General features: G+C 36.0%; 21 protein-coding genes. 12 read left to right on the top strand and 9 right to left on the bottom strand.

The window, feature by feature from the left end; all coding sequences use genetic code 11:
* Window positions 1–2: 2 nt before the first annotated feature.
* From BUA03_RS01835 to BUA03_RS01805, 7 genes are all read right to left on the bottom strand, one after another.
* Window positions 3–719 (bottom strand): GLPGLI family protein, encoded by a 717-nt coding sequence (locus BUA03_RS01835; protein ID WP_066079078.1) that lies wholly within the window; start codon window positions 717–719, stop codon window positions 3–5.
* Window positions 720–1149: 430 nt separating this feature from the next.
* On the bottom strand, window positions 1150–1932 hold the full coding sequence (locus BUA03_RS01830; protein WP_066079081.1) for an enoyl-CoA hydratase/isomerase family protein: 783 nt from the start codon (window positions 1930–1932) through the stop codon (window positions 1150–1152).
* A gap of 10 nt (window positions 1933–1942) precedes the next feature.
* Window positions 1943–3415, bottom strand: a complete 1473-nt coding sequence (locus tag BUA03_RS01825; protein WP_066079571.1) for an ATP-binding protein — start codon at window positions 3413–3415, stop codon at window positions 1943–1945.
* A gap of 1 nt (window position 3416) precedes the next feature.
* A complete protein-coding gene (locus tag BUA03_RS01820; protein WP_066079084.1) occupies window positions 3417–3971 on the bottom strand; it encodes a CopD family protein in 555 nt (184 codons plus the stop codon).
* Entirely contained in the window at window positions 3958–5313 is a 1356-nt protein-coding gene (locus BUA03_RS01815) for an MATE family efflux transporter (RefSeq protein WP_066079087.1), read from the bottom strand. Before BUA03_RS01815 ends, BUA03_RS01820 begins: the two co-directional genes overlap by 14 nt.
* Window positions 5314–6369: a ferrochelatase gene (gene hemH / locus BUA03_RS01810; protein ID WP_066079574.1), complete on the bottom strand. Its 1056-nt coding sequence runs from the start codon at window positions 6367–6369 to the stop codon at window positions 5314–5316.
* A gap of 130 nt (window positions 6370–6499) precedes the next feature.
* Window positions 6500–7375 carry a helix-turn-helix domain-containing protein gene (locus BUA03_RS01805; RefSeq protein WP_066079092.1) on the bottom strand — a complete coding sequence of 292 codons (876 nt, stop codon included), beginning with the start codon at window positions 7373–7375 and terminating at the stop codon, window positions 6500–6502.
* Window positions 7376–7603: 228 nt separating this feature from the next.
* Here BUA03_RS01805 and hemA point away from each other — a divergent pair, with 228 nt between their 5' ends.
* The 12 genes from hemA to BUA03_RS01745 all read left to right on the top strand — a co-directional run bounded on the left by hemA (window position 7604) and on the right by BUA03_RS01745 (window position 18617).
* Window positions 7604–8860 carry a glutamyl-tRNA reductase gene (gene hemA, locus BUA03_RS01800; RefSeq protein WP_066079095.1) on the top strand — a complete coding sequence of 419 codons (1257 nt, stop codon included), beginning with the start codon at window positions 7604–7606 and terminating at the stop codon, window positions 8858–8860.
* Window positions 8861–8939: 79 nt separating this feature from the next.
* The gene (gene hemC, locus BUA03_RS01795) at window positions 8940–9866 is read left to right on the top strand and encodes a hydroxymethylbilane synthase (protein WP_066079098.1); all 927 of its coding nucleotides are present in this window, start codon (window positions 8940–8942) and stop codon (window positions 9864–9866) included.
* Window positions 9866–10549: a uroporphyrinogen-III synthase gene (locus BUA03_RS01790; protein WP_066079100.1), complete on the top strand. Its 684-nt coding sequence runs from the start codon at window positions 9866–9868 to the stop codon at window positions 10547–10549. The genes hemC and BUA03_RS01790 overlap by 1 nt, the downstream gene beginning before the upstream one ends.
* A gap of 22 nt (window positions 10550–10571) precedes the next feature.
* On the top strand, window positions 10572–11597 hold the full coding sequence (gene hemE, locus BUA03_RS01785) for a uroporphyrinogen decarboxylase (RefSeq protein ID WP_066079103.1): 1026 nt from the start codon (window positions 10572–10574) through the stop codon (window positions 11595–11597).
* 552 nt (window positions 11598–12149) lie between these two features.
* A complete protein-coding gene (locus BUA03_RS01780) occupies window positions 12150–12680 on the top strand; it encodes a GNAT family N-acetyltransferase (RefSeq protein WP_066079106.1) in 531 nt (176 codons plus the stop codon).
* Window positions 12677–13585 (top strand): oxygen-dependent coproporphyrinogen oxidase, encoded by a 909-nt coding sequence (hemF, locus tag BUA03_RS01775; protein WP_066079108.1) that lies wholly within the window; start codon window positions 12677–12679, stop codon window positions 13583–13585. The genes BUA03_RS01780 and hemF overlap by 4 nt, the downstream gene beginning before the upstream one ends.
* A 93-nt stretch (window positions 13586–13678) precedes the next feature.
* Window positions 13679–14671, top strand: coding sequence for a porphobilinogen synthase (gene hemB / locus BUA03_RS01770; RefSeq protein WP_066079113.1), 993 nt, complete (start codon window positions 13679–13681; stop codon window positions 14669–14671).
* Between the two features lie 2 nt (window positions 14672–14673).
* The gene (locus tag BUA03_RS01765; protein WP_066079116.1) at window positions 14674–15183 is read left to right on the top strand and encodes a DinB family protein; all 510 of its coding nucleotides are present in this window, start codon (window positions 14674–14676) and stop codon (window positions 15181–15183) included.
* Between the two features lie 40 nt (window positions 15184–15223).
* Entirely contained in the window at window positions 15224–15610 is a 387-nt protein-coding gene (locus tag BUA03_RS01760) for a c-type cytochrome (RefSeq protein ID WP_066079577.1), read from the top strand.
* A gap of 178 nt (window positions 15611–15788) precedes the next feature.
* The gene (locus tag BUA03_RS01755) at window positions 15789–16298 is read left to right on the top strand and encodes a methylated-DNA--[protein]-cysteine S-methyltransferase (RefSeq protein ID WP_245792547.1); all 510 of its coding nucleotides are present in this window, start codon (window positions 15789–15791) and stop codon (window positions 16296–16298) included.
* Window positions 16299–16392: 94 nt separating this feature from the next.
* Window positions 16393–17106 carry a 3'-5' exonuclease gene (locus tag BUA03_RS01750; protein ID WP_066079119.1) on the top strand — a complete coding sequence of 238 codons (714 nt, stop codon included), beginning with the start codon at window positions 16393–16395 and terminating at the stop codon, window positions 17104–17106.
* Window positions 17107–17177: 71 nt separating this feature from the next.
* Window positions 17178–18617, top strand: coding sequence for a nucleoside recognition domain-containing protein (locus tag BUA03_RS01745; RefSeq protein ID WP_066079122.1), 1440 nt, complete (start codon window positions 17178–17180; stop codon window positions 18615–18617).
* Window positions 18618–18858: 241 nt separating this feature from the next.
* Here the strand turns inward: BUA03_RS01745 and BUA03_RS01740 are convergent, their stop codons facing one another.
* Complete coding sequence (locus BUA03_RS01740; protein WP_066079125.1) at window positions 18859–19518, bottom strand: CoA transferase subunit B; 660 nt, start codon at window positions 19516–19518, stop codon at window positions 18859–18861.
* 2 nt (window positions 19519–19520) lie between these two features.
* Complete coding sequence (locus tag BUA03_RS01735) at window positions 19521–20222, bottom strand: CoA transferase subunit A (protein ID WP_066079128.1); 702 nt, start codon at window positions 20220–20222, stop codon at window positions 19521–19523.
* Window positions 20223–20257 lie beyond the last annotated feature (35 nt).

Below are 20257 nucleotides of genomic sequence, written 5' to 3'. Positions count from 1 at the left end.
TTTTAATATGTTATATAAACCTCTTTAGCTCCTTTATTCATACCTCTGGAATATCCATTTGTATCCATTCTGCTGCGAGACTCATCATATTTTAGTTTATATTTATCTAAATAATCTTGATAGGTAATCAAATTTGACTTTAGATATGGATTTTGTATGCTATTTGTTGTTTCTTTTAATTCTACTTTTTCTGCTATCATTGAATACGCTGCAGTTTCGTCATCAGAGGTAGCTTCTAGTATCATTCCTGGTAATCCTGAAAATTTCCAAGGTCCATCGGAATAAGGTATGTCGGTAGTAAAGTAAACAGTGTAATCTCTTCCTCTAAAATATATGTTCGCCTTTTGACAAGTATAACCTAAAATAATTTTTGTATCGGATTCTATTTTCCAATCAAAACTTGGATGAACATCAGTAACATCAAAAAACTTCATTTGTATATGATCATTATAGGTAACTATTTTGCTGTGTATCTCTTTGAAAAATGCAGGGTTATTCTTTGTGGGAATCGAGAATGAATTATCATCAGCTGCTTGTGATTTTGATTTCATGAAATCCTCTTCGTAAATAGATTTTTTGCCATCTCCCGTCAAGTAACTTTTAAGGTTAGTTATCAAACCTATGTCTTTTGAGTTAAGGGTATAATCGTATACTATATGATATCGCTTGTTTTGAGCAAATGAAAAAAAGGTGAAAAAGAGTGTGATATACTTAAACATATTCAATTGTTAAAAGGATTAAACCGTAACGCTTTGGAGCGTTACTGTTATTATTTCAATTATTTTTTAGTTCTTGAGTTATTCTGCTGTAAGCCTTGGAACTTCTGGATGAGCCGCTAAAAGTTGTTCTGTAGCAACGTTACAATTATCGCCTGTTATTATCATACCGCAAACTTCTCTATGATCTACATATATACCATTATAAGTTAGAGTTGCAGTACAACAAGAACTAAGATCGTTCACTTTAGGATTTTCTTTTGTTATTTTTTCTTTTGAGTTTGCAAATCCATTTACACTGATTAATAATACTACAGTAATAAATAATAATTTTTTTATAAATAAGGTTTTATTTGTTAATAATAACCAGACTTACTGCGGGGGGGGGGGGGACAAATTCCTAATAAAAAATGTTAAAATTATCTTAATTGACTTATTTCCCTGTAAACACCGCTTTTCTTTTCTCCAAGAAAGCTGTTGTTCCTTCTTTAAAATCTTCAGTACCAAAACATTGTCCAAAAGCTTTTATTTCGGTTTCATACCCATTTTTCCCTTCTTTGAAATTGGCATTAACAGCTTTTATGGCTTTGCCAATGGCGTAGGGTGAGTTTTTTATTATTTTGTTAGCCACGCTTATACAGTAATCTAAAAGCTCTGTTTCAGGAACTACGTGATTCACAAGTCCAATTCTGTAGGCATCTTGCGCACTTGCCATTCCGGCGGTCATAATCATTTCCATCGCACGGCCTTTTCCTATTAATTGCGGCAAGCGTTGTGTTCCTCCGTAACCCGGAATTACGCCTAAGGAAACTTCAGGTAATCCCATTTTTGCATTTTCTGAGGCGACTCTAAAATGACACGCCATCGCTAATTCTAATCCACCACCCAAAGCAAATCCGTTCACGGCTGCAATAACTGGCGTTTTAAGATTCTCTATAAAATCAAATAATTTTTCTTGTCCCTCGGCTGCTAATTGCGCTCCTTCTGCAATGGAGAAATGAGCAAATTCTGAAATATCAGCACCGGCTACAAATGCTTTTTCACCACTTCCAGTTAGTATGATTACACGAACTTCATCGTTTGCGGCTAATGTTTTGAAAGCCTTGTTCAAATCAGAAATAGTGGCAACATTCAAAGCATTTAATTTTGTTGGACGATTAATAGTAACCGTTGCAATGTTATTTTCGGTAGCAATTAAAATATTTTCGTAGTTCATAAGTCTGTTTTTAAGTGTTTGTTATAGGCAGAGAGACGATAAAAGTCGTTCCTTTTCCAAATTCAGATTCAAAGGTAATTGTTCCTTTATAATTTTCGATAATGTTTTTTATAATTCCAAGGCCAAGACCCATTCCGCTACTTTTGGTAGTAAACTTTGGTTCGAATATGCGGCTGATGTCTTTAGGCTGAATGCCAATTCCGTTGTCTGCCACCGTGATTAAGACATTGTTGGCTTCTTTGCGAATGCGTACCACAACGGATTTTTCTTCTTGCTGCTCCGGAATAGACTGAATAGCGTTCTTTGCTAGATTGGTGATAATCCGAATGAGCTGTGTGCGGTCAATTATCGAAATAATTTCGGGAGAATCACTTTTAAATTCAATATACTCCTCATTAAAAATATCCATCGCTAGTTCTACTACTTCCACCACATTCAAGGTTTCATTTTGTTGCGCTGGCATCGAAGCAAAATTTGAAAATGCGGAAGCCACCGCACTCATTGTATCAATTTGCTGAATTAAAGTTTCGGAGTAGTCGTTCATTTTCTGTTTGACGTTAGGATCCATTGGATCAAATTTTCGCTGAAAACTTTGCACCGTTAATCGCATTGGTGTAAGCGGATTCTTGATTTCATGTGCCACTTGTTTTGCCATTTCGCGCCACGCTTCTTCCCGTTCACTTTGAGCCAGTTTTATGGCGCTTTTCTCCAGCTTATCCACCATTCCGTTGTATGAATTGATCAAAAGATTGATCTCTTTACTGCTGGCTTCCAAAACTATTTTTTCGTTTTTCTGATTCAAGCTTGTTTCACTTAGTTTGTCTGAAATCGTTTTTAAGGATTTGGTGATGTAGGACGATAGAAAATAAGCAAACGCAAAAGCTATAATAAGCATGAAGGTATACACTTGACCCAGACGAATTAGAAAACTTTTCAATTCATTTTCATAGTAGCCGTCATCTTCTACATAAGGTAAGTTTAAAATTCCTAAGGGTTTAAATTTGTCATCTTTGATCTGGCTAAAAGCGGAACGGTTTTTTTTGCCATCAATAGTTTTGATGTCTACGTATCTTTTTTCAATCGAAGAGCGGACGAGTTTCAGGATGTACTTTGGAATCGGGGGCGCCACTTTATCAACAGAAAAGGATTCTTTAGAGGATTTTAGTAACTGTCCCTCCAGACCATAGATATTAATTTCAATGTTGTGAATGTGGGCTAATTCGTGAATTTTGTCTTTAAAAATCAGGTCTAAATTTCCAGAGGTCAGCGGATAGGTCGTGGTGGATAAGATAAAATTAATGTGTTGTTTTACAGCGTTTTCATTTCGTTCCAAGCGCTCTTGGTGGTATTCTTTGGCTTCATTTTTAAATTGGATAATAGAAATGGAAGCGAGGATTACAGAAGCCATTAATATCAATACAATCATCGAAAGGAAAATCCTGATTCGTAACGAGAGCGTTGCTATTTTGAAGCTTTTAAACATATTAAAATTGATTTCTTTCTCTAATTCTTTTGTAAAATTTAAATCCAAGCATAATCAAAATGGAAAACAAGAAGATGCCAAGCACGCCATAGATCCAATTGACAGCATTTTTTAAAATTACTAAAAATACGACAGCAAAAAGAATAATTGTCGCGCCTTCGTTCCATAAGCGCATGAAAGTTGTGGTATATTTTACTTCGTCATTTTGCAATTGCTTGAATATTTGTTGGCATTTTGCATGATACAAATACAGGGCAAATACGAAGCCAAGTTTTACATGCATCCAAGGCATCTGCAACCAAGCTTTTCCTAAATCCGTAAAAAACAACATCCAGAAAGCAAATATACTGGCTAGTACGGCTGATGGCCAAGTGATGATGTACCACAGGCGATAGGTCATTATCTTGTATTGCTTTTGAAGAATTTCTTTTTCTGGAGAGGGTTTATCTGCTGCTTCAATCTGGTACACAAACAGGCGTACAATATAGAATAGCCCAGCAAACCAAGTTATGACAAAGATAAGGTGTAAGGATTTTAGGTAATTATAATATTCCATCGTTCGTTTTGTTCAATTTTGTGTTCATTTCTTTTTTCAGAAAATAACCAGTGAGTATTGTTGAGAGTATATCAGCAATGGGGAAGGCGATCCACACGCCAAAAATACCTAAAAAATTGGGTAGAATCAGCACTAATGGAATCAGGAAAAATCCCTGCTTGCTCAACGTTAAAAGTAATGCTTTTTTAGCTTTTCCAGCTGCCTGAAAATAAGCGGCTCCAATAAGTTGTATGGCTATAACGGGCGAAGCTGCAAAAACCCAGCGTAATGCATTAGGAGTCTGGTCAATCACGTGAGAGTCACTGGTAAAAACAGCGACAATTGGTTTGGCAAAAATTAAAATAACCACAAAAATCAGCGTAGCCAAAACAGCCGCATATTTTATCGAAAGTTGCACCGTTTCCTTGACCCTTTCATAATTTTCTGCACCATAATTAAATCCTGCGATGGGCAAAAATCCTTGCGTAATTCCCAGAATAGGAAATAAAGCAAACATCAACATCCGGCTGATAATTCCATAAATAGCTACCGAATGCTCGCCGCCGTAGGTATACAAGGTGTGGTTTAAAATAATTGATAAAATAGCTACGACGCCTTGTCTAGAGAAAGTCACAAAACTCAACTCTGAAATTTCCTTTACAACAGGAAATTGAAATTTAAAATGTTTTATTTTTATCCTTAATTCACTTTTAAAAACAAAAAACCAAAACACAAACAAGAAACAGGTAAAATAGGATATGGCTGAGGCCAAAGCAGCGCCAAACATTCCTAAATCTAAGTATTTGATAAAAAGAATATCCAATGCAATATTGACAAAAGCAGGAATGATCATGGCTACCATGGCAAATTTAGCTTTGCCTTCGGCGCGAATCACATTGTTGCCCATCATGCAAAGGGCTAGGAAGGGAACGCTGATGATAATTGGAATGAAAAATTCTTTTGCTGGCTGTACAATCGCACCTTTGGCACCAAAAAGCATCAGCATTTCATCGCTGAAAAAAAGGCCAAATAATACAAAAACAGACGCCAATAAAACAGTCATCATGATTTGATTGCCAAAGATATGCAATGCTTTTTCCCTGTCATTGGCTCCTAATGCTCTAGAAAGTACAGAACCTCCGCCTACACCAATCGCCATCCCTAGTGAAGAAATCAAAAAGGTGATGGGCAAAACCACGGTTACGGCAGCAATAGCCAAGGAACCGATCCATTGCCCAACAAAAATGGTGTCGATTAAAATATTAACCGACATGAATAAAATGCCAATCGAGGAGGGAACTGCTTGTTTGATCAACAGTTTTTTGATATCCTGAGTTCCTAACTCATCGGCGGTAACAGCCATTTAAGCGACTGTTTTTTCAACATCAACTTTACTGATTGAAGAGGCATTTGACCAATTAGAAATCCAATTGCTTACTGTTTTACACCAATCGTCACCGTCATTTAAGCAGGGTATCGCTTTGAAGTTTTCTCCTCCGTGAACTTTAAATTCGTGATTGGCTTCCATCGCAATTTCTTCTAATGTTTCTAAACAATCAGAAACAAAGGCAGGCGTTACCACCGCAAGATTTTTTATGCCTTTCTCTGGCATTTTGTTTACTTGTACATCAGTATATGGCGTCAACCATTTGTCGCCCGCTAAACGCGACTGAAAAGTTTGGCTGTATTTTCCTTCTGGTATGCCCAATAATTTAACGACTTGTTTAGTGGTTTCGTAACATTGGTGGCGGTAACAAAATTCATGCGCTGGTGAGGGCGTGTTGCAACATGAGCCATCAATTTTACAATGTGATTTGGTAATATCTGTCTTGCGAATGTGACGCTCTGGAATTCCGTGGTAAGAGAATAACAGGTGGTCGTAATCATACCCTTCTAAATGCCCTTTGATCGAGTCGGCTAGGTTTTGTAAGTAATCGGGCTTATTATAAAAAGCAGGAACAATTGTAAATTTCATTTCTGGGAAATATTTTTTACGGTGTTCTTCTGCTAGTTCTAAAATAGTAGTGGTTGAAGCCATTGCATGTTGCGGATACAAGGGAAAAAGCAACACTTCAGTTACTCCTTTATCATGCAATTCTTGCAAGCCAGATAGCAAAGATGGATTTCCGTAACGCATGGCGAGTGATACTGGAACATCAACTAGTTTTTGTACTTTCTCGTGCATTCTTTTAGAAATAACGACAAGCGGAGACCCATCATCCCACCATATCTTGGCGTAAGCTGCAGCTGATTTTTTAGGTCTTGTTTGCAAAATGATTCCACGAACCAATAAGGCTCGCAACAAAAATGGAACGTCAATCACGTACTTGTCCATTAAAAATTCATCTAAATACGGTTTTACGTCTTTTGCTGTTGGACTTTCTGGGGAACCTAAATTTACTAATAATACACCTTTCATAATTGATATTTTTTTCATTATTGTCATTCTGAAGAATGAGGAATCTTGGTACAAAAGTACTTAAACTTACTTTTTTATAAAGTCCGATTAACTATTTTTTATTTATTGTTTAATATAAGAAATCAATGGATTACGTCATATTTGGGTTGATGGACATCAAATATTTCTTTGGCGTGGTAGCAAATTTCTTTTTGAATGCTGCTATAAAATGGCTTCCAGTACTATAGCCAATTTTCAGTCCCACTTCGTTTACGTTATAGGAACCGCTATCGAGTAACTTTCGAGCAAAATCCATTTTATAGTCAAATAGAAATCCATAGACCGTATCACCATAAATTTGCTTGAAACCCATTTTTAGCTTCTTTAAATTCAAACCAATTTGATCAGCTAGCTCTTGTAATCCAGGAGGTTCTGCCATGTTTGCAATAATGATTTCTTTGGCTTTCTTAATTTTGATGACATTATCCTCATCAATTAAAAACGGACATTGCTCTGCGTTGGGATCTTCGGTTCTGTTGAAGTATAGGCTTAATAACTCGTACCCTTTTCCTTTGTAATACAGGTTTTTTATGGAAGGATGCAAGCTATAATGAAACAGTTGTGACAATACAATAGCCATTGATGGACTGATATTTCCCTCATTATAATATTTTTTATCTTTATTATCAGCGCTTAAGAACGTGATGTAATCTGCTTCGGTCGAAAATAAAGCGTGGAATTTTTTGATGGAAATAATCACAGAAATTACCCACGAATTTGGTGCCAATTCTAGATATAAGGGTAATTCTTTTTGTGGATTGTACAACAGCAGTGATTTTTCCTCTTTCAGTTCTAAAGCGTAATTGCCTTGATTAAAGATGAATTTGGCGCTTCCTTTTAATCCAAAGTGAAACTGAATTAATCCGCTGCCTCCTTCACGTTGCGCAATAAAGGTATTAATTCCGTCATTTTGAAAGCGAATGAGCGTAAAATCATCCTCAATTTTTATAATTTCCTGAGAACCCATAGCGATATTTTTTTAATATAAAAATGATATTTATCAAACCTTTTTATTTAGAATAACTCTAAATAGATGCAGTCAAACAACTTGGTTTCACTACAAAAATAGAATTTTTTACCGTAAAATACGCAATTAGAACTAAAAAATCACATAGCGATACAAAAAGAACTTCTAGCGTTACTTTTATAAATAGTATAGTGATAATTTTGTTCCACTTTCTGGAAAAGTGCAAATATGGAAAACAAGAACACATTAAAGCATCACTATTTTTACGCAGTTGGACTGAGCTATAAAAAAGCAGATGCTGAGATTAGAGGAAAATTTAGTTTAGATGCCGCTGCAAAAACGCGTTTACTAGAACAAGCTAAGAGTGAAGGAATAGAGAGTTTAATAGTTACTTCAACCTGCAACCGTACTGAAATATATGGTTATGCAGAACATCCATTTCAGTTAATCAAATTAATTTGTGAGAATAGTCAAGGCTCTGTCGAAGCATTTCAAAAGGTAGGTTTTGTCTATAAAAATCAAGAAGCAATCAATCACTTGTTTCGTGTAGGAACCGGTTTAGATAGTCAGATTTTAGGTGATTTTGAAATTATTTCACAGATAAGAAATTCTTTTTCACAATCCAAATCTTTGGGTTTAGCCAATGCTTTCATCGAACGATTGGTGAATGCTGTAATCCAGGCCAGTAAAAAAATAAAAACCGATACGGAGATTAGCTCTGGTGCTACTTCGGTTTCTTTTGCCGCAGTGCAATACATTTTCAAAAATGTAGAAGACATTGGAAACAAAAATATTTTATTGTTTGGTACAGGAAAAATTGGTAGAAATACCTGTGAAAATTTAGTAAAACATACCAAAAACGAGCACATTACGCTAATTAACCGTACCAAAGAAAAAGCGGAGAAATTAGCCGGGAAATTGAATCTAATTGTAAAAGATTATTCGGAACTGCATTTGGAACTGCAAAAAGCAGATGTTGTTGTAGTCGCTACCGGCGCTCAAAATCCAACGATAGACAAAGCCATTCTGAATCTGAAAAAACCACTATTGATTTTGGATTTATCTATTCCGAAAAATGTAAATGAAAATGTGGAAGAAATTGAAGGTGTTACACTTGTTCACATGGATTACTTGTCTCAATTAACGGACGAAACTTTAGAAAACAGGAAAAAACACATTCCTGCTGCCGAAGCCATCATCGAAGAAATAAAAGAAGAATTTATCACCTGGACCAAAGGGCGTAAATTTGCTCCAACAATCCATGCATTGAAAGCAAAATTAAATGCGATAAAAATTTCAGAATTGGATTTCCAAAGTAGGAAAATTTCAAACTTTAATGAAGAACAAGCTGAAATAATCAGTAATAGAATTATCCAAAAAATCACAACTCATTTTGCCAATCATTTAAAAGACGATAATACCATGGTGGATGAAAGTATCGAATGGATTGAGAAAGTTTTTAAAATAGGACTTGCAGCGAAATAAATTTATATAAAACTCAATGAATCTTAATTTCGTAATGGTTTTTAATTTTTTATAACCATTACGAAATCAAAATATAAAAATGGCTGAAAAAACAATACGAATTGGTACCAGAGACAGTGAACTCGCACTTTGGCAGGCACACACAGTAGAAAAAAAACTAAACGATTTAGGGTATAAAACTAAAATTATATCGGTTAAATCTACAGGAGATATCATTCTTGACAAACCACTTTACGAATTAGGAATCACAGGGATTTTTACTAAAACACTCGATGTAGCTATGATAAATGGCGATGTTGATATTGCAGTGCATTCGATGAAAGATGTTCCTACGGCTTTACCAAAAGGGATTGTGCAAGCAGCAGTTTTAGAGCGAGCCAATACCTTAGATATTTTAGTGCATAAAGGCAATCTTGATTTTCTTAATGAGTCAGGAACTATTGCTACAGGAAGTTTGCGTCGTCAAGCTCAATGGTTAAACAAGTACCCAACACATAAAGTAGTTGACTTACGTGGAAATGTAAATTTGCGTATGAAAAAGTTAAACGAAGGAGACTGGAACGGTGCTATTTTTGCTGCGGCTGGTTTAGAAAGAATCAATTTAAAACCAGAGAATTACATTGATTTAGATTGGATGATTCCCGCACCGGCACAAGGAGCCATGCTCGTTGTTGCCATGCAAGACGATGCGTTTACCTTAGACGCTGTATCGCAGTTAAATGATATTGAAACCGAAATCGTGACGTATATAGAACGTCAGTTTTTAAAAACTTTGGAAGGCGGCTGTACGGCACCTATCGGAGCTTTAGCACGTTATAACGAAAAGGAAGATACCATTCATTTTCAAGGAGTTCTATTTTCGCTTAACGGAAAAGAAAAAATAGAAGTGGATAAAGTGGTTCCTATAGAAGAATGGAAAAAATTAGGTTTCTATTCTGCTCAAGAAGTTTTGAATAATGGTGGAACGAAATTGATGATGGAAATTAAAAATAATTTGAAGAAATAATGGATCAAATAAGCATTTTATCAACCAAAACCTTGTCTGATGGACAAAGACAAGTATTTCTTGACGCAAATTTCGATCTTTTAGAACAAGATTTTATCGAAATTAAAAATAATCTTTTTGAATTAAATACGATCAATGCTAATTTGATTTTCAGTAGCCAAAATGCTGTTTTAAGTTTAATGGAGCAAAATGGATGGGAAGCTCTTAAAACGAAAACTGTATTTTGCGTGGGCATTAAAACTAAAGAATTGCTCGAGCTTAACGGTTTTAAAGTGGATGTGTATATGGATTACGCTTCAGAATTAGCAGAAATTATCACGTTAATTTACAACAAAGAAAGCTATACTTTTTTGAGCGGAAATTTACGCAAGGAAACGTTACCACAAGCGTTAAAAAGCGAAGGGATAACTTTTAATGAAATCGAAGTCTATCAAACTAAATTAGCGCCTTTTAAAATATCCGATCAAGAAAAATTTGATGGAATTCTGTTTTTTAGTCCTTCTGCTGTTGAGAGTTATTTGACCAATAACAAAATCAAAAAGGAAGTGTGTTTTTGCGTGGGTAACACTACCGCCAAAACATTAGAGTTAAATAAAGTTAAAAACATTGTAATTGCCGAAACACCAACCATTGAAGAGGTGATCGAGGAAGTTATTGAATATTATAAAACGGAGGGCATTTAGCAATCTGCAAAAAATTAAATACATGATCAAGAACGATTTATTTTTAAGAGCATTAAAAGGAGAAACCGTACAACGTCCACCAGTTTGGATGATGCGTCAAGCAGGAAGATATTTACCTGAATTCATCGCATTACGCGATAAATATGATTTTTTTACGCGATGTCAAACACCGGAATTAGCTGCCGAAATCACCGTGCAACCTATTCGTAGAATCGCTCCCGATGCTGCCATATTATTCTCCGATATTCTTGTAATACCACAAGCGATGGGAATTGAGGTTGAGATGAAACCTAATTTTGGTCCGTATTTACCCAATCCTATTCGCACGATTCAAGATGTAGAAAAAGTAATCGTTCCAGATGTACATGAAACGTTAGGATATGTTTTTGAGGCTATTAAATTGACTAAAGAAATGTTGAATGATGCCGTGCCATTAATTGGTTTCGCAGGTTCACCATGGACCATTATGTGTTACGCGGTAGAGGGAAAAGGTTCTAAAAGTTTTGATATGGCCAAAGGATTTTGTTTTCAACATCCAGAAGCAGCACATGTTTTATTACAAAAAATCACCGATACTACTATTGCATACCTAAAAGAAAAAGTAAAAGCGGGAGTAAATGCCGTTCAAATTTTTGATTCATGGGGCGGAATGTTATCTCCAGTTGATTATCAGGAATTCTCTTGGAAATACATCAACCAGATCATCGAAGCTTTAGCTGATGATGCGCCAGTAATTGTTTTCGGAAAAGGATGCTGGTTTGCTTTAGGCGAAATGGGTAAAAGTAGAGCATCGGCACTTGGAGTAGATTGGACCTGTTCTCCAAGAAACGCACGATATTTGTCTGGTGGAAACATCACTTTACAAGGTAACTTTGATCCATCAAGATTGTTATCTCCTATTCCGGTGATCAAGAAAATGGTACACGAAATGATTGATGAATTTGGGAAAGACAAATACATCGTAAACTTAGGTCACGGTATTTTACCCAATATTCCTGTGGATCATGCGAAAGCGTTTATTGATGCTGTGAAGGAGTATGGTCTGTAAAAGAGGTGTGGTCAATATTATTTCGATAATCTATGAATTTTCTGGGAAAAAGTTTTTTATTACTAGTAGTTAATATAATTTTATTGAGTTGTATACGAAATGAGAGTAGTTTTTAAAATCGGAATATACCTGATATTAACAAAACAGAAAAAAAATTAGAAAAAAAACAAGTTTTAGATAAGAAATCGGATCAATTGGCTAAAAAACTATTTGGAATTTGGACAAGTGAAGGTTTTATAAATGCTGATTTTCAAATAGATGGAGAAACTTTTTATTATATTTAAGATTTTGCAAATTATAAATATTTTTTAGACGGAAATAAAATTACAATTACTTATCCCGATTATGTTTATGAAGGTAAAGTATCTTTTTTAGTAGACACCCTTGTAATGACTTCTGAAGAAAGTGAGGTTAAGTATTGGAGATTTAAAGAATAAGTACATGAGCTTAGATGCTCTATGATTAACAATGAAATAACTTTGGCAAAAGCCAATATTTAAAAAAAATCCTTTATCCTTCTCTTGTCGAGAAGGACTGGAATGCAGATATTATATGATCATAGCAGAGAATTTCATTATTGATAAATTGAACTCAACCGATGCCAATCAATTGTATCAATTTATGGTTGACAATACAGAACGCTTAAAGTATTACTTTCCAGTTACATTAGTAAATAATGCAAAACTAGAAAAAACTATAGCATATATTGCCACAAAGAATAAAGAGATTGAAGAAAAAACCAGTTACACTTTTGCAATTAGAAATAAAATGACAACTCAAATTGCAGGATTAATCATTATTAAAAAAATTGATTGGGTTAATAATCAAGGTGAACTTGCCTATTTTATTGGTTTAGAACAGGAAGGAAATGGATTAACATCATTTGCAGTAAAAGAAATAACTAAATTTGCTCTTAGTGAATTAGGGTTAAAAACACTTCAAATCATTGCTCATATAACTAATTTAGGAAGTGTAAAAGTTGCTATAAATAATGGTTTTATTTGGGAAAAAACCTTGCTAAACGAATTTACGCCAACGAATGAAGCACCAATAGATATGGAACTTTATGAATTAACAAGATGAAAGAACAATTTTATACCTACATACAAAACCTACAAGACCAAATCGTCGCAGGGCTTGAAGCAGTCGATGGTCAAGCCAAATTCCGTGAAGATCTTTGGGATCGTCCAGAAGGCGGCGGCGGAAGGACCCGCGTTATTGAGAACGGCAAAGTTTTTGAAAAAGGCGGAGTAAATATTTCAGCAGTGCACGGTAAATTGCCGGAAGCCATGCAGAAAATGTTCAATGTAGGCGAAGCTGATTTTTATGCTTGTGGATTGAGTTTGGTTTTACATCCAAAAAATCCAATGGTACCAACCGTTCATGCCAATTGGCGCTATTTTGAAATGTACGATGCTAATGGGAATGTGATCCAGCAATGGTTTGGCGGAGGTCAAGATTTAACGCCTTATTATTTGTTTGAAGAAGATGCAAAACACTTTCATCAGACTTGTAAAACCGCTTGTGATAAACACAATCCCGAGTTTTATCCTAAATATAAAAAACAATGTGACGCTTATTTCTGGAATGCACACCGTCATGAAGCACGTGGAATTGGAGGATTATTCTTTGATTATTGCAAAGCGACTGAGAATATGTCTATGGAAAATTGGTTTAACTTTGTTAGCGAAGTGGGAAATAGTTTCCTAGAAGCCTATGTTCCAATTGCATCAAGAAGAAAGGAATTGTCCTATACACCAGAGCAAAAAACATGGCAAGAAATTCGTCGAGGTCGGTATGTTGAGTTTAATTTGGTTCATGATAAAGGCACGTTGTTTGGTTTAAAAACCAATGGCAGAATTGAAAGTATTTTGATGAGTTTACCGCCACATGTGCAATGGGTTTACGACCATCATGCAGAAGCGGGAAGTAAAGAAGAAAAATTAGTAAACGTATTAGAAAATCCGATTGAATGGATTGCAGATTGATGATTAACGATTTTTGATTTCAGATTTTTTGGAATCAGCAACTTGTTTTAAAATCAAAACGCAGCAATCTTTAATCTAAAATCAAAAATTTATATGTTCCCATTACAAAGAGGTAGAAGATTACGCGTTAATGAATCCATTCGTTCTTTAGTTCGCGAAACCACATTAAGTCCAAGTGATTTTATGTTTCCAATGTTCATTGCTGAAGGCGAAAATGTTCAGGTAGAGATATCTTCCATGCCGGGAATTTTTCGTCGTTCGATTGATTTAACTTTGAAGGAAGTACAAGAAATTTATGCTTTAGGAATTCGTGCGGTGAATATATATGTAAAAGTCAGTGAAAACCTAAAAGACAACACAGGAAAAGAAGCTTGGAATATAGACGGACTGATGCAAAATGCAATCCGTGCCATCAAAGCGGCTTGTCCGGGAATGATTGTAATGCCAGATGTGGCTTTAGATCCGTATTCGATTTACGGTCATGACGGCATTATAACGCACGGAGATGTAGAGAATGATTCCACCAACGAAGCTTTAGTTAAGATGGCAGTTTCTCATGCCCAGGCTGGTGCCGATTTTGTCGCGCCAAGTGATATGATGGACGGACGCGTATTGCGTTTGCGTGAAGGTCTAGACGCTGCCGGTTTCCATAACGTAGGCATCATGAGCTATTCTGCCAAATATGCTTCGGCGTTTTACGGACCTTTTCGAGACGCTTTAGACAGCGCGCCAGTGGATTCTGCAGCTATTCCCAAAGACAAAAAAACCTACCAAATGGATTATGCCAACCGCATCGAAGCCATCAAAGAAGCTTTGTGGGACGTTGAAGAAGGCGCTGATATGGTTATGGTGAAACCCGGAATTGCCTATTTAGACATTGTTCGCGAAGTCAAAAATGCGGTAAATGTTCCCGTAACGGTGTTTCATGTTTCAGGCGAATATGCGATGATCAAAGCCGCTGCTGAAAGAGGTTGGCTAGATCACGATAGGATTATGATGGAACAATTAATGTGTATCAAACGCGCGGGAGCAAGTTTAATTTCGACTTATTTTGCCAAGGAAGCCGCAGTACTATTAAATAAATAAACATGAAAAAGCCGATATTATTATTGATTTTATTGGTATCAAACTTCATTTTTGCTCAAGTTGAGGTAGTTTCCACTTTTGTAGAAAAATGGGATAATTCCAAGGATTATCTTGTAGCGGTAGCTCAAGCCATGCCTGAAGATAAATACGATTACAAGCCCACAGCACGTGAAATGTCGTTTAGAGAGCAATTGTTTCATATTCAAGACAATGTGAATTGGTTAAGTATAACGCATTTTTCTGAAATAAAATACGATAAGAAAGAGGTGGTTAAAGGGCTTTCAAAAGCGCAAATAATCTTAAATATCATAGCTTCATTTGATGCTGCAAAAGCTCGGATCCAAAACATAAAGGAGGCTGAGCTTTCTCAAAAAGTAGACTTTTTTGCTGGTCCAAAGTCAAAATTGCAAATACTCAATCTCATGCAAGATCATGTTACCCATCATCGTGCGCAAATTTTAATTTATTTGAATCTGAATCAAATTCAACCGCCAAAGTATGTGGGTTGGTAATTATTTTGTAACTTACAGCATAATATCAATAGAAAATATCATGAAAAAGACTTTGTTTTTATTTGCGTTTTTAGCATTCGCTTCTTGTAAAAAAGAAGAAGTCAAAGAAGAACCCTTGTACCCAACCACAGCTGAAGAAATAGTTCAAACTCCAGTCCAATTAGGAGAAGAAATTTTTAATGGGAAAGGAAATTGCGTAGCCTGCCATCAAATGGCTGAGAAAGTGATAGGACCGAGCTTGCAGAATATCGCCACGATTTACAAAGACAAAAATGCAAATATGGTTGCGTTTTTAAAAGGCGAAGGCGAGCCGATTGTTGATCCAAGTCAGTACGAAGTTATGAAAACAAACTTCGTCGTTACAAAAGCAATGTCGGATCAAGAGTTGCAAGCTTTAGAAGCTTATGTATATTCAAGTTTGAAATAAGCGTAGTTTTATTACGAGTTATCTCCCGCTAACCGCTCTATTCTTTATGTCCGCTGTGTCGGAAATAGAAGGATGCCGCTTTTATCGGGGCTAAAATACAAGAACCATTCCTAATTGGGAATGGTTTTTTTTTTGCTAGAGGGCGACTTGCCTTTTACAATATCAAGGTACTTCCATCTTGATAAAACAATCAAATTATTTTTTTTATGTTGAGCAATTAGAAACAGCGTACATCAAAACACCTTTAGGAATAGCCGCAATTACTGGCGATGAAAATGGAGTATCCATAATTTCAGTTTCAGATGAAGGAATTGTTTCAACTGAAATCCCTCTTTTTTTACAAATTGCAGTGCAGCAACTCCAAGAATATTTCGATTCTAAAAGAACCAATTTCACTTTTAAACGCAATCCCAAAGGAACTGAATTCCAACAAAAAGTTTGGAAGGCATTAGTAAACATTCCGTTTGGAAAAACAAAAACCTATCTGGAGCAATCCAAAGGTTTAGGAGATGTCAAAGCCATACGGGCTGTGGCTTCCGCCAACGGTAAAAACCCGTTGTGGATTGTTGTCCCCTGCCATCGCGTCATTGGATCAGATGGTTCGCTTACTGGCTACGCTGGCGGTATATGGCGCAAGAAATGGTTATTAGAACATGAAAATCCAGTTACTCAACAAAGTTTGTTTTAATAAAATAAATACGAATTGAACGAATTTGCACTAAATAGAGTTTAAGCTATTTTAATTTGTGAAAATTTGTGTAATTTGTGGTCAAAAAAAAAGGATGATCGAAAAAATAAACCTCAATAACATTCTTTTCTTAGATATAGAAACCGTTCCGGAATCGGAGGATTTTGATGGATTAGACGCAGAAATGAAAGCGCTTTGGGAACACAAAACCCAATACCAACGCAAGGACGAATATACGCCCGAAGATTTTTATGATCGCGCTGGGATTTGGGCCGAATTTGGAAAAATTATTTGTATTTCTGTGGGTTATTTTACCATCAAAGGCGATATACGAAATTTTCGAGTGACCTCTTTTTTTGGAGAAGAAAAGAAATTGCTGCTTGACTTTAATAATCTTCTAAATAATCATTTCAACCAGCCACAACATGTCTTGTGTGGTCACAATGCCAAGGAATTTGACATTCCTTTCCTCGCCAGACGGATGATTATCAACCAAATTGCGATTCCCAACAAGCTGAATTTATTTGGAAAAAAACCATGGGAAATTCCCCATCTCGACACTTTAGAGTTGTGGAAATTTGGTGATTATAAACATTATACTTCCTTAAAATTGATGTGTAAAGTGCTTGGAATTCCTTCTCCAAAAGGCGATATCGACGGCAGTCAAGTAGGTCATGTTTTTTATGTAGATAAAGATATGGATCGAATTGTAACCTATTGTGAGAAAGACACTATTGCTGTGGCACAAATTTTTCTTCGGCTGCGCAGAGAAGATTTGTTGATTGAGGAAGAGATTATTCATGTTTAGATTACCAAACCCTTTCAGGGTTTCAAACCCTGAAAGGGTAATTAGTATTACATTTACAAAAATTATAAATTATGGTATTGAGTAGATTTTGGTTAGTTATTTTTATTTCTTCAATTATTTTTATCGTTTTCAGTTTGTTTACTGCTAATACATATACTATTGATTATGTATTGAATGGAAAGAAAGATGATCCTATTTTAATTTCGGAGAAATTTGCGGAACAGCTTCCTGCCTTTATTAAAGACAGCATCAAAAAAGCGCCAGATCAAACCATGAATATCAATCGCGATACGCTAAATGCGGACACGACGTATGTTTATAAAAATAAAACTGTAAAAATATACAGTGGTGTTCAAAAATCAGATGGCTTGTTGCCAACCTGTAAAAGTACGTTGCTGGATTTAATCATTCCGCTTATTGCTTATTTGGCTTTTTTCTGTGGTTTGATGGAACTTTTGATCATTTCAGGAGCTTCTGGAAAGTTAGCCAAAGGATTGAGTCCTGTTTTTGTTAAAGTATTTCCGAGTATTCCTAAAAACCACCCATCCATCTCTTATATGACGTTAAACTTCGCTGCCAATTTCTTAGGATTGGATTCCGCTGCGACTCCTTTTGGCCTAAAAGCCATGGAAAGTTTACAAGAGATAAACCCGGATAAAGACAAAGCCAGTGATGCCCAAATTATGTTCATGTGTTTGCATGCGTCGGGTCTTACTTTGATTGCTACTTCTATTATTGGGTATCGCGCTGCCGCAAATGCAAGCAATCCGGCTGATGTCATGTTGCCTTGCATTATCACTTCTTTTATTGGTACGATTGCCGCTTTTCTTATTGTAGGTATCAAACAAAAAATCAATTTCAAAAGTGCTTCTTTGGTGCTTGTACTGATTACATTAATAGCAGGAATAATTGGATTGTTGATGTACGTGAATCATTTGGATTTGATTGGTAAAAACTATTTTACCTCTAATCTTTCGGCTTTAATTTTGATAGGAATTATTGCTTTTACTTTGATTTTTTCATTCTTTAACGAAAAGAAATTTACTGCTGCTAGTACAACGGTGTTTGATTCTTTTGTAGTAGGAGCCAACAATGGAGTAAAAACAGGCGTGACTATTTTTCCTTATGTTTTGGGAATGTTGGTGGCTATTTCGTTATTTAGAAACAGTGGATTATTTGAAATTATTAGCAATTGGATTGCTTTCATTTTTTCTAAAATGGGCGTAAATAAGCAAATTACTGATGCTCTGCCAGTGGCATTACTACGTCCTTTTAGTTCTGCGGGATCAAGAGGGTTTTTGATTGATTCGATGAATACCTTTGGAGCCGATTCGTTAACGGCAAGATTGAGTAGTATTTTTCAATGTAGTGCCGAAAGTACTTTTTACGTGATTGCAGTTTACTTTGGCTCCGTTAATATCAAAAATACACGTTATGCTTTAGGAACAATGCTTCTAGTTGATTTGATTTGTGTGATTACAGCAATTTTTGTTGCCACGTGGTTTTTTTAGTAGTAGTTAAGGATCAATTCCGAAGGCTACGTTTTGTTGGTTCGCAAACTTTGTAACTGGAGTTATTGCCTGTGAAACAAAATCAGTAGGCAATTTTAAAGAATAAGTTAGCGCTAACAGAAGGTGAAATAGTAGTGTCTTTTAGCTTGGCTTCAAAAAGCAAGTCCACAATTTTAATTGACAAAAAAAGTCGGAATTTCAATAGTAGAAATTCCGACTTTTGTTATTTTAAAGTAGACTTTTAATCAATAATCATTTCTGGAATCTCGCCTTCAATAATCAAGTCTGCTTCAGTAGATGCGATGATATGCTCCACCGAAACCCCTGGAGCGCGCTCTAATAGCTTAAAACCTGCTGGAGTCACTTCCATAACGGCAAGTTCAGTAACGACTTTTTTAACGCATCCTACGCCAGTTAGTGGCAAACTACACTTTTTTAGAATTTTTGATTCTCCTGCTTTGTTCACGTGCATCATTGCAACGATAATGTTTTCGGCAGAAGCGACTAAGTCCATTGCGCCACCCATTCCTTTAACCATTTTACCTGGGATTTTCCAGTTGGCAATATCTCCGTTTTGGGCTACTTCCATAGCGCCAAGAATGGTTAAATCTACTTTTTGTGATCGAATCATTCCAAAACTCATTGCGGAGTCAAAAAAGGAAGCTCCTGGTAGTGTTGTTATGGTTTGTTTTCCTGCGTTGATTAAATCAGCGTCTTCATCGCCCTCGAAGGGAAATGGACCCATTCCAAGAATGCCATTTTCACTTTGAAATTCAACGTCAATCCCTTCTGGAATATAATTCGCTACTAAAGTTGGAATTCCTATTCCTAAATTCACGTAATAGTTGTGTTTTAATTCTTTTGCAATGCGTTTTGCAATTTGATTTTTGTCTAAAGCCATAATTAGAAAATTTTTCTCACGGTTCTTTGTTCAATTCTTTTTTCATATTTCTCTCCTTGAAAAATTCTATTTACAAGTATTCCTGGAATATGAATTTCGTTAGGATCTAAACTTCCCGCAGGCAACAATTGTTCTACCTCAGCTATGGTGATTTTGGCAGCACCAGCCATACTTGCATTAAAGTTGCGTGCAGTTCCTTTAAAAATCAAATTTCCTGCTTCATCACCTTTCCATGCTTTTACGATGGCAAAATCAGCCTTATAGGCTAATTCCATGATGTGCATTTTTCCGTTAAACTCACGCACCTCTTTTCCTTCGGCTACTTCTGTTCCAAAGCCAGCTGGAGTAAAAAATGCGGGTATTCCGGATTGAGCTGCACGGCATTTTTCGGCTAACGTTCCTTGTGGAGTCAGCTCTACGTCTAATTCTCCAGAGAGCATTTGGCGTTCAAATTCGGCATTTTCACCTACATAAGAAGAGATCATCTTCTTGATTTGACGCTTTTGCAAAAGCAAGCCAAGGCCAAAATCATCAACACCTGCATTGTTTGAAATACAGGTTAAATTGGTCGTTTCTTTTTTTACTAATTCGGCGATGGAATTTTCTGGAATACCACATAATCCAAAACCGCCAAGCATAATAGTCATCCCGTTTTGAATTCCTTGAAGGGCGTCTTGAACGTTGTTTACTTTTTTGTTAATCATAAAAATGAGTTGCTATGGTCTAATTATATTTTAAA

Origin of the sequence: Flavobacterium fryxellicola (assembly GCF_900143245.1) — a bacterium.
Classification (GTDB): Bacteria; Bacteroidota; Bacteroidia; order Flavobacteriales; family Flavobacteriaceae; genus Flavobacterium; species Flavobacterium fryxellicola.
The sequence above is the reverse complement of the archived record's forward strand: the minus strand, read 5'-3'. Positions and strand labels throughout refer to the sequence as shown.

Excerpts from the sequence above, each read along its gene's own strand:
- BUA03_RS01835 (WP_066079078.1), bottom strand. The coding sequence starts at position 719 with ATGTTTAAGTATATCACACTCTTTTTCACCTTTTTTTCATTTGCTCAA.
- BUA03_RS01830 (WP_066079081.1), bottom strand. The coding sequence starts at position 1,932 with ATGAACTACGAAAATATTTTAATTGCTACCGAAAATAACATTGCAACG.
- BUA03_RS01825 (WP_066079571.1), bottom strand. The coding sequence starts at position 3,415 with ATGTTTAAAAGCTTCAAAATAGCAACGCTCTCGTTACGAATCAGGATT.
- BUA03_RS01820 (WP_066079084.1), bottom strand. The coding sequence starts at position 3,971 with ATGGAATATTATAATTACCTAAAATCCTTACACCTTATCTTTGTCATA.
- BUA03_RS01815 (WP_066079087.1), bottom strand. The coding sequence starts at position 5,313 with ATGGCTGTTACCGCCGATGAGTTAGGAACTCAGGATATCAAAAAACTG.
- hemH (WP_066079574.1), bottom strand. The coding sequence starts at position 6,369 with ATGAAAGGTGTATTATTAGTAAATTTAGGTTCCCCAGAAAGTCCAACA.
- BUA03_RS01805 (WP_066079092.1), bottom strand. The coding sequence starts at position 7,375 with ATGGGTTCTCAGGAAATTATAAAAATTGAGGATGATTTTACGCTCATT.
- hemA (WP_066079095.1), top strand. The coding sequence starts at position 7,604 with ATGGAAAACAAGAACACATTAAAGCATCACTATTTTTACGCAGTTGGA.
- hemC (WP_066079098.1), top strand. The coding sequence starts at position 8,940 with ATGGCTGAAAAAACAATACGAATTGGTACCAGAGACAGTGAACTCGCA.
- BUA03_RS01790 (WP_066079100.1), top strand. The coding sequence starts at position 9,866 with ATGGATCAAATAAGCATTTTATCAACCAAAACCTTGTCTGATGGACAA.
- hemE (WP_066079103.1), top strand. The coding sequence starts at position 10,572 with ATGATCAAGAACGATTTATTTTTAAGAGCATTAAAAGGAGAAACCGTA.
- BUA03_RS01780 (WP_066079106.1), top strand. The coding sequence starts at position 12,150 with ATGATCATAGCAGAGAATTTCATTATTGATAAATTGAACTCAACCGAT.
- hemF (WP_066079108.1), top strand. The coding sequence starts at position 12,677 with ATGAAAGAACAATTTTATACCTACATACAAAACCTACAAGACCAAATC.
- hemB (WP_066079113.1), top strand. The coding sequence starts at position 13,679 with ATGTTCCCATTACAAAGAGGTAGAAGATTACGCGTTAATGAATCCATT.
- BUA03_RS01765 (WP_066079116.1), top strand. The coding sequence starts at position 14,674 with ATGAAAAAGCCGATATTATTATTGATTTTATTGGTATCAAACTTCATT.
- BUA03_RS01760 (WP_066079577.1), top strand. The coding sequence starts at position 15,224 with ATGAAAAAGACTTTGTTTTTATTTGCGTTTTTAGCATTCGCTTCTTGT.
- BUA03_RS01750 (WP_066079119.1), top strand. The coding sequence starts at position 16,393 with ATGATCGAAAAAATAAACCTCAATAACATTCTTTTCTTAGATATAGAA.
- BUA03_RS01745 (WP_066079122.1), top strand. The coding sequence starts at position 17,178 with ATGGTATTGAGTAGATTTTGGTTAGTTATTTTTATTTCTTCAATTATT.
- BUA03_RS01740 (WP_066079125.1), bottom strand. The coding sequence starts at position 19,518 with ATGGCTTTAGACAAAAATCAAATTGCAAAACGCATTGCAAAAGAATTA.
- BUA03_RS01735 (WP_066079128.1), bottom strand. The coding sequence starts at position 20,222 with ATGATTAACAAAAAAGTAAACAACGTTCAAGACGCCCTTCAAGGAATT.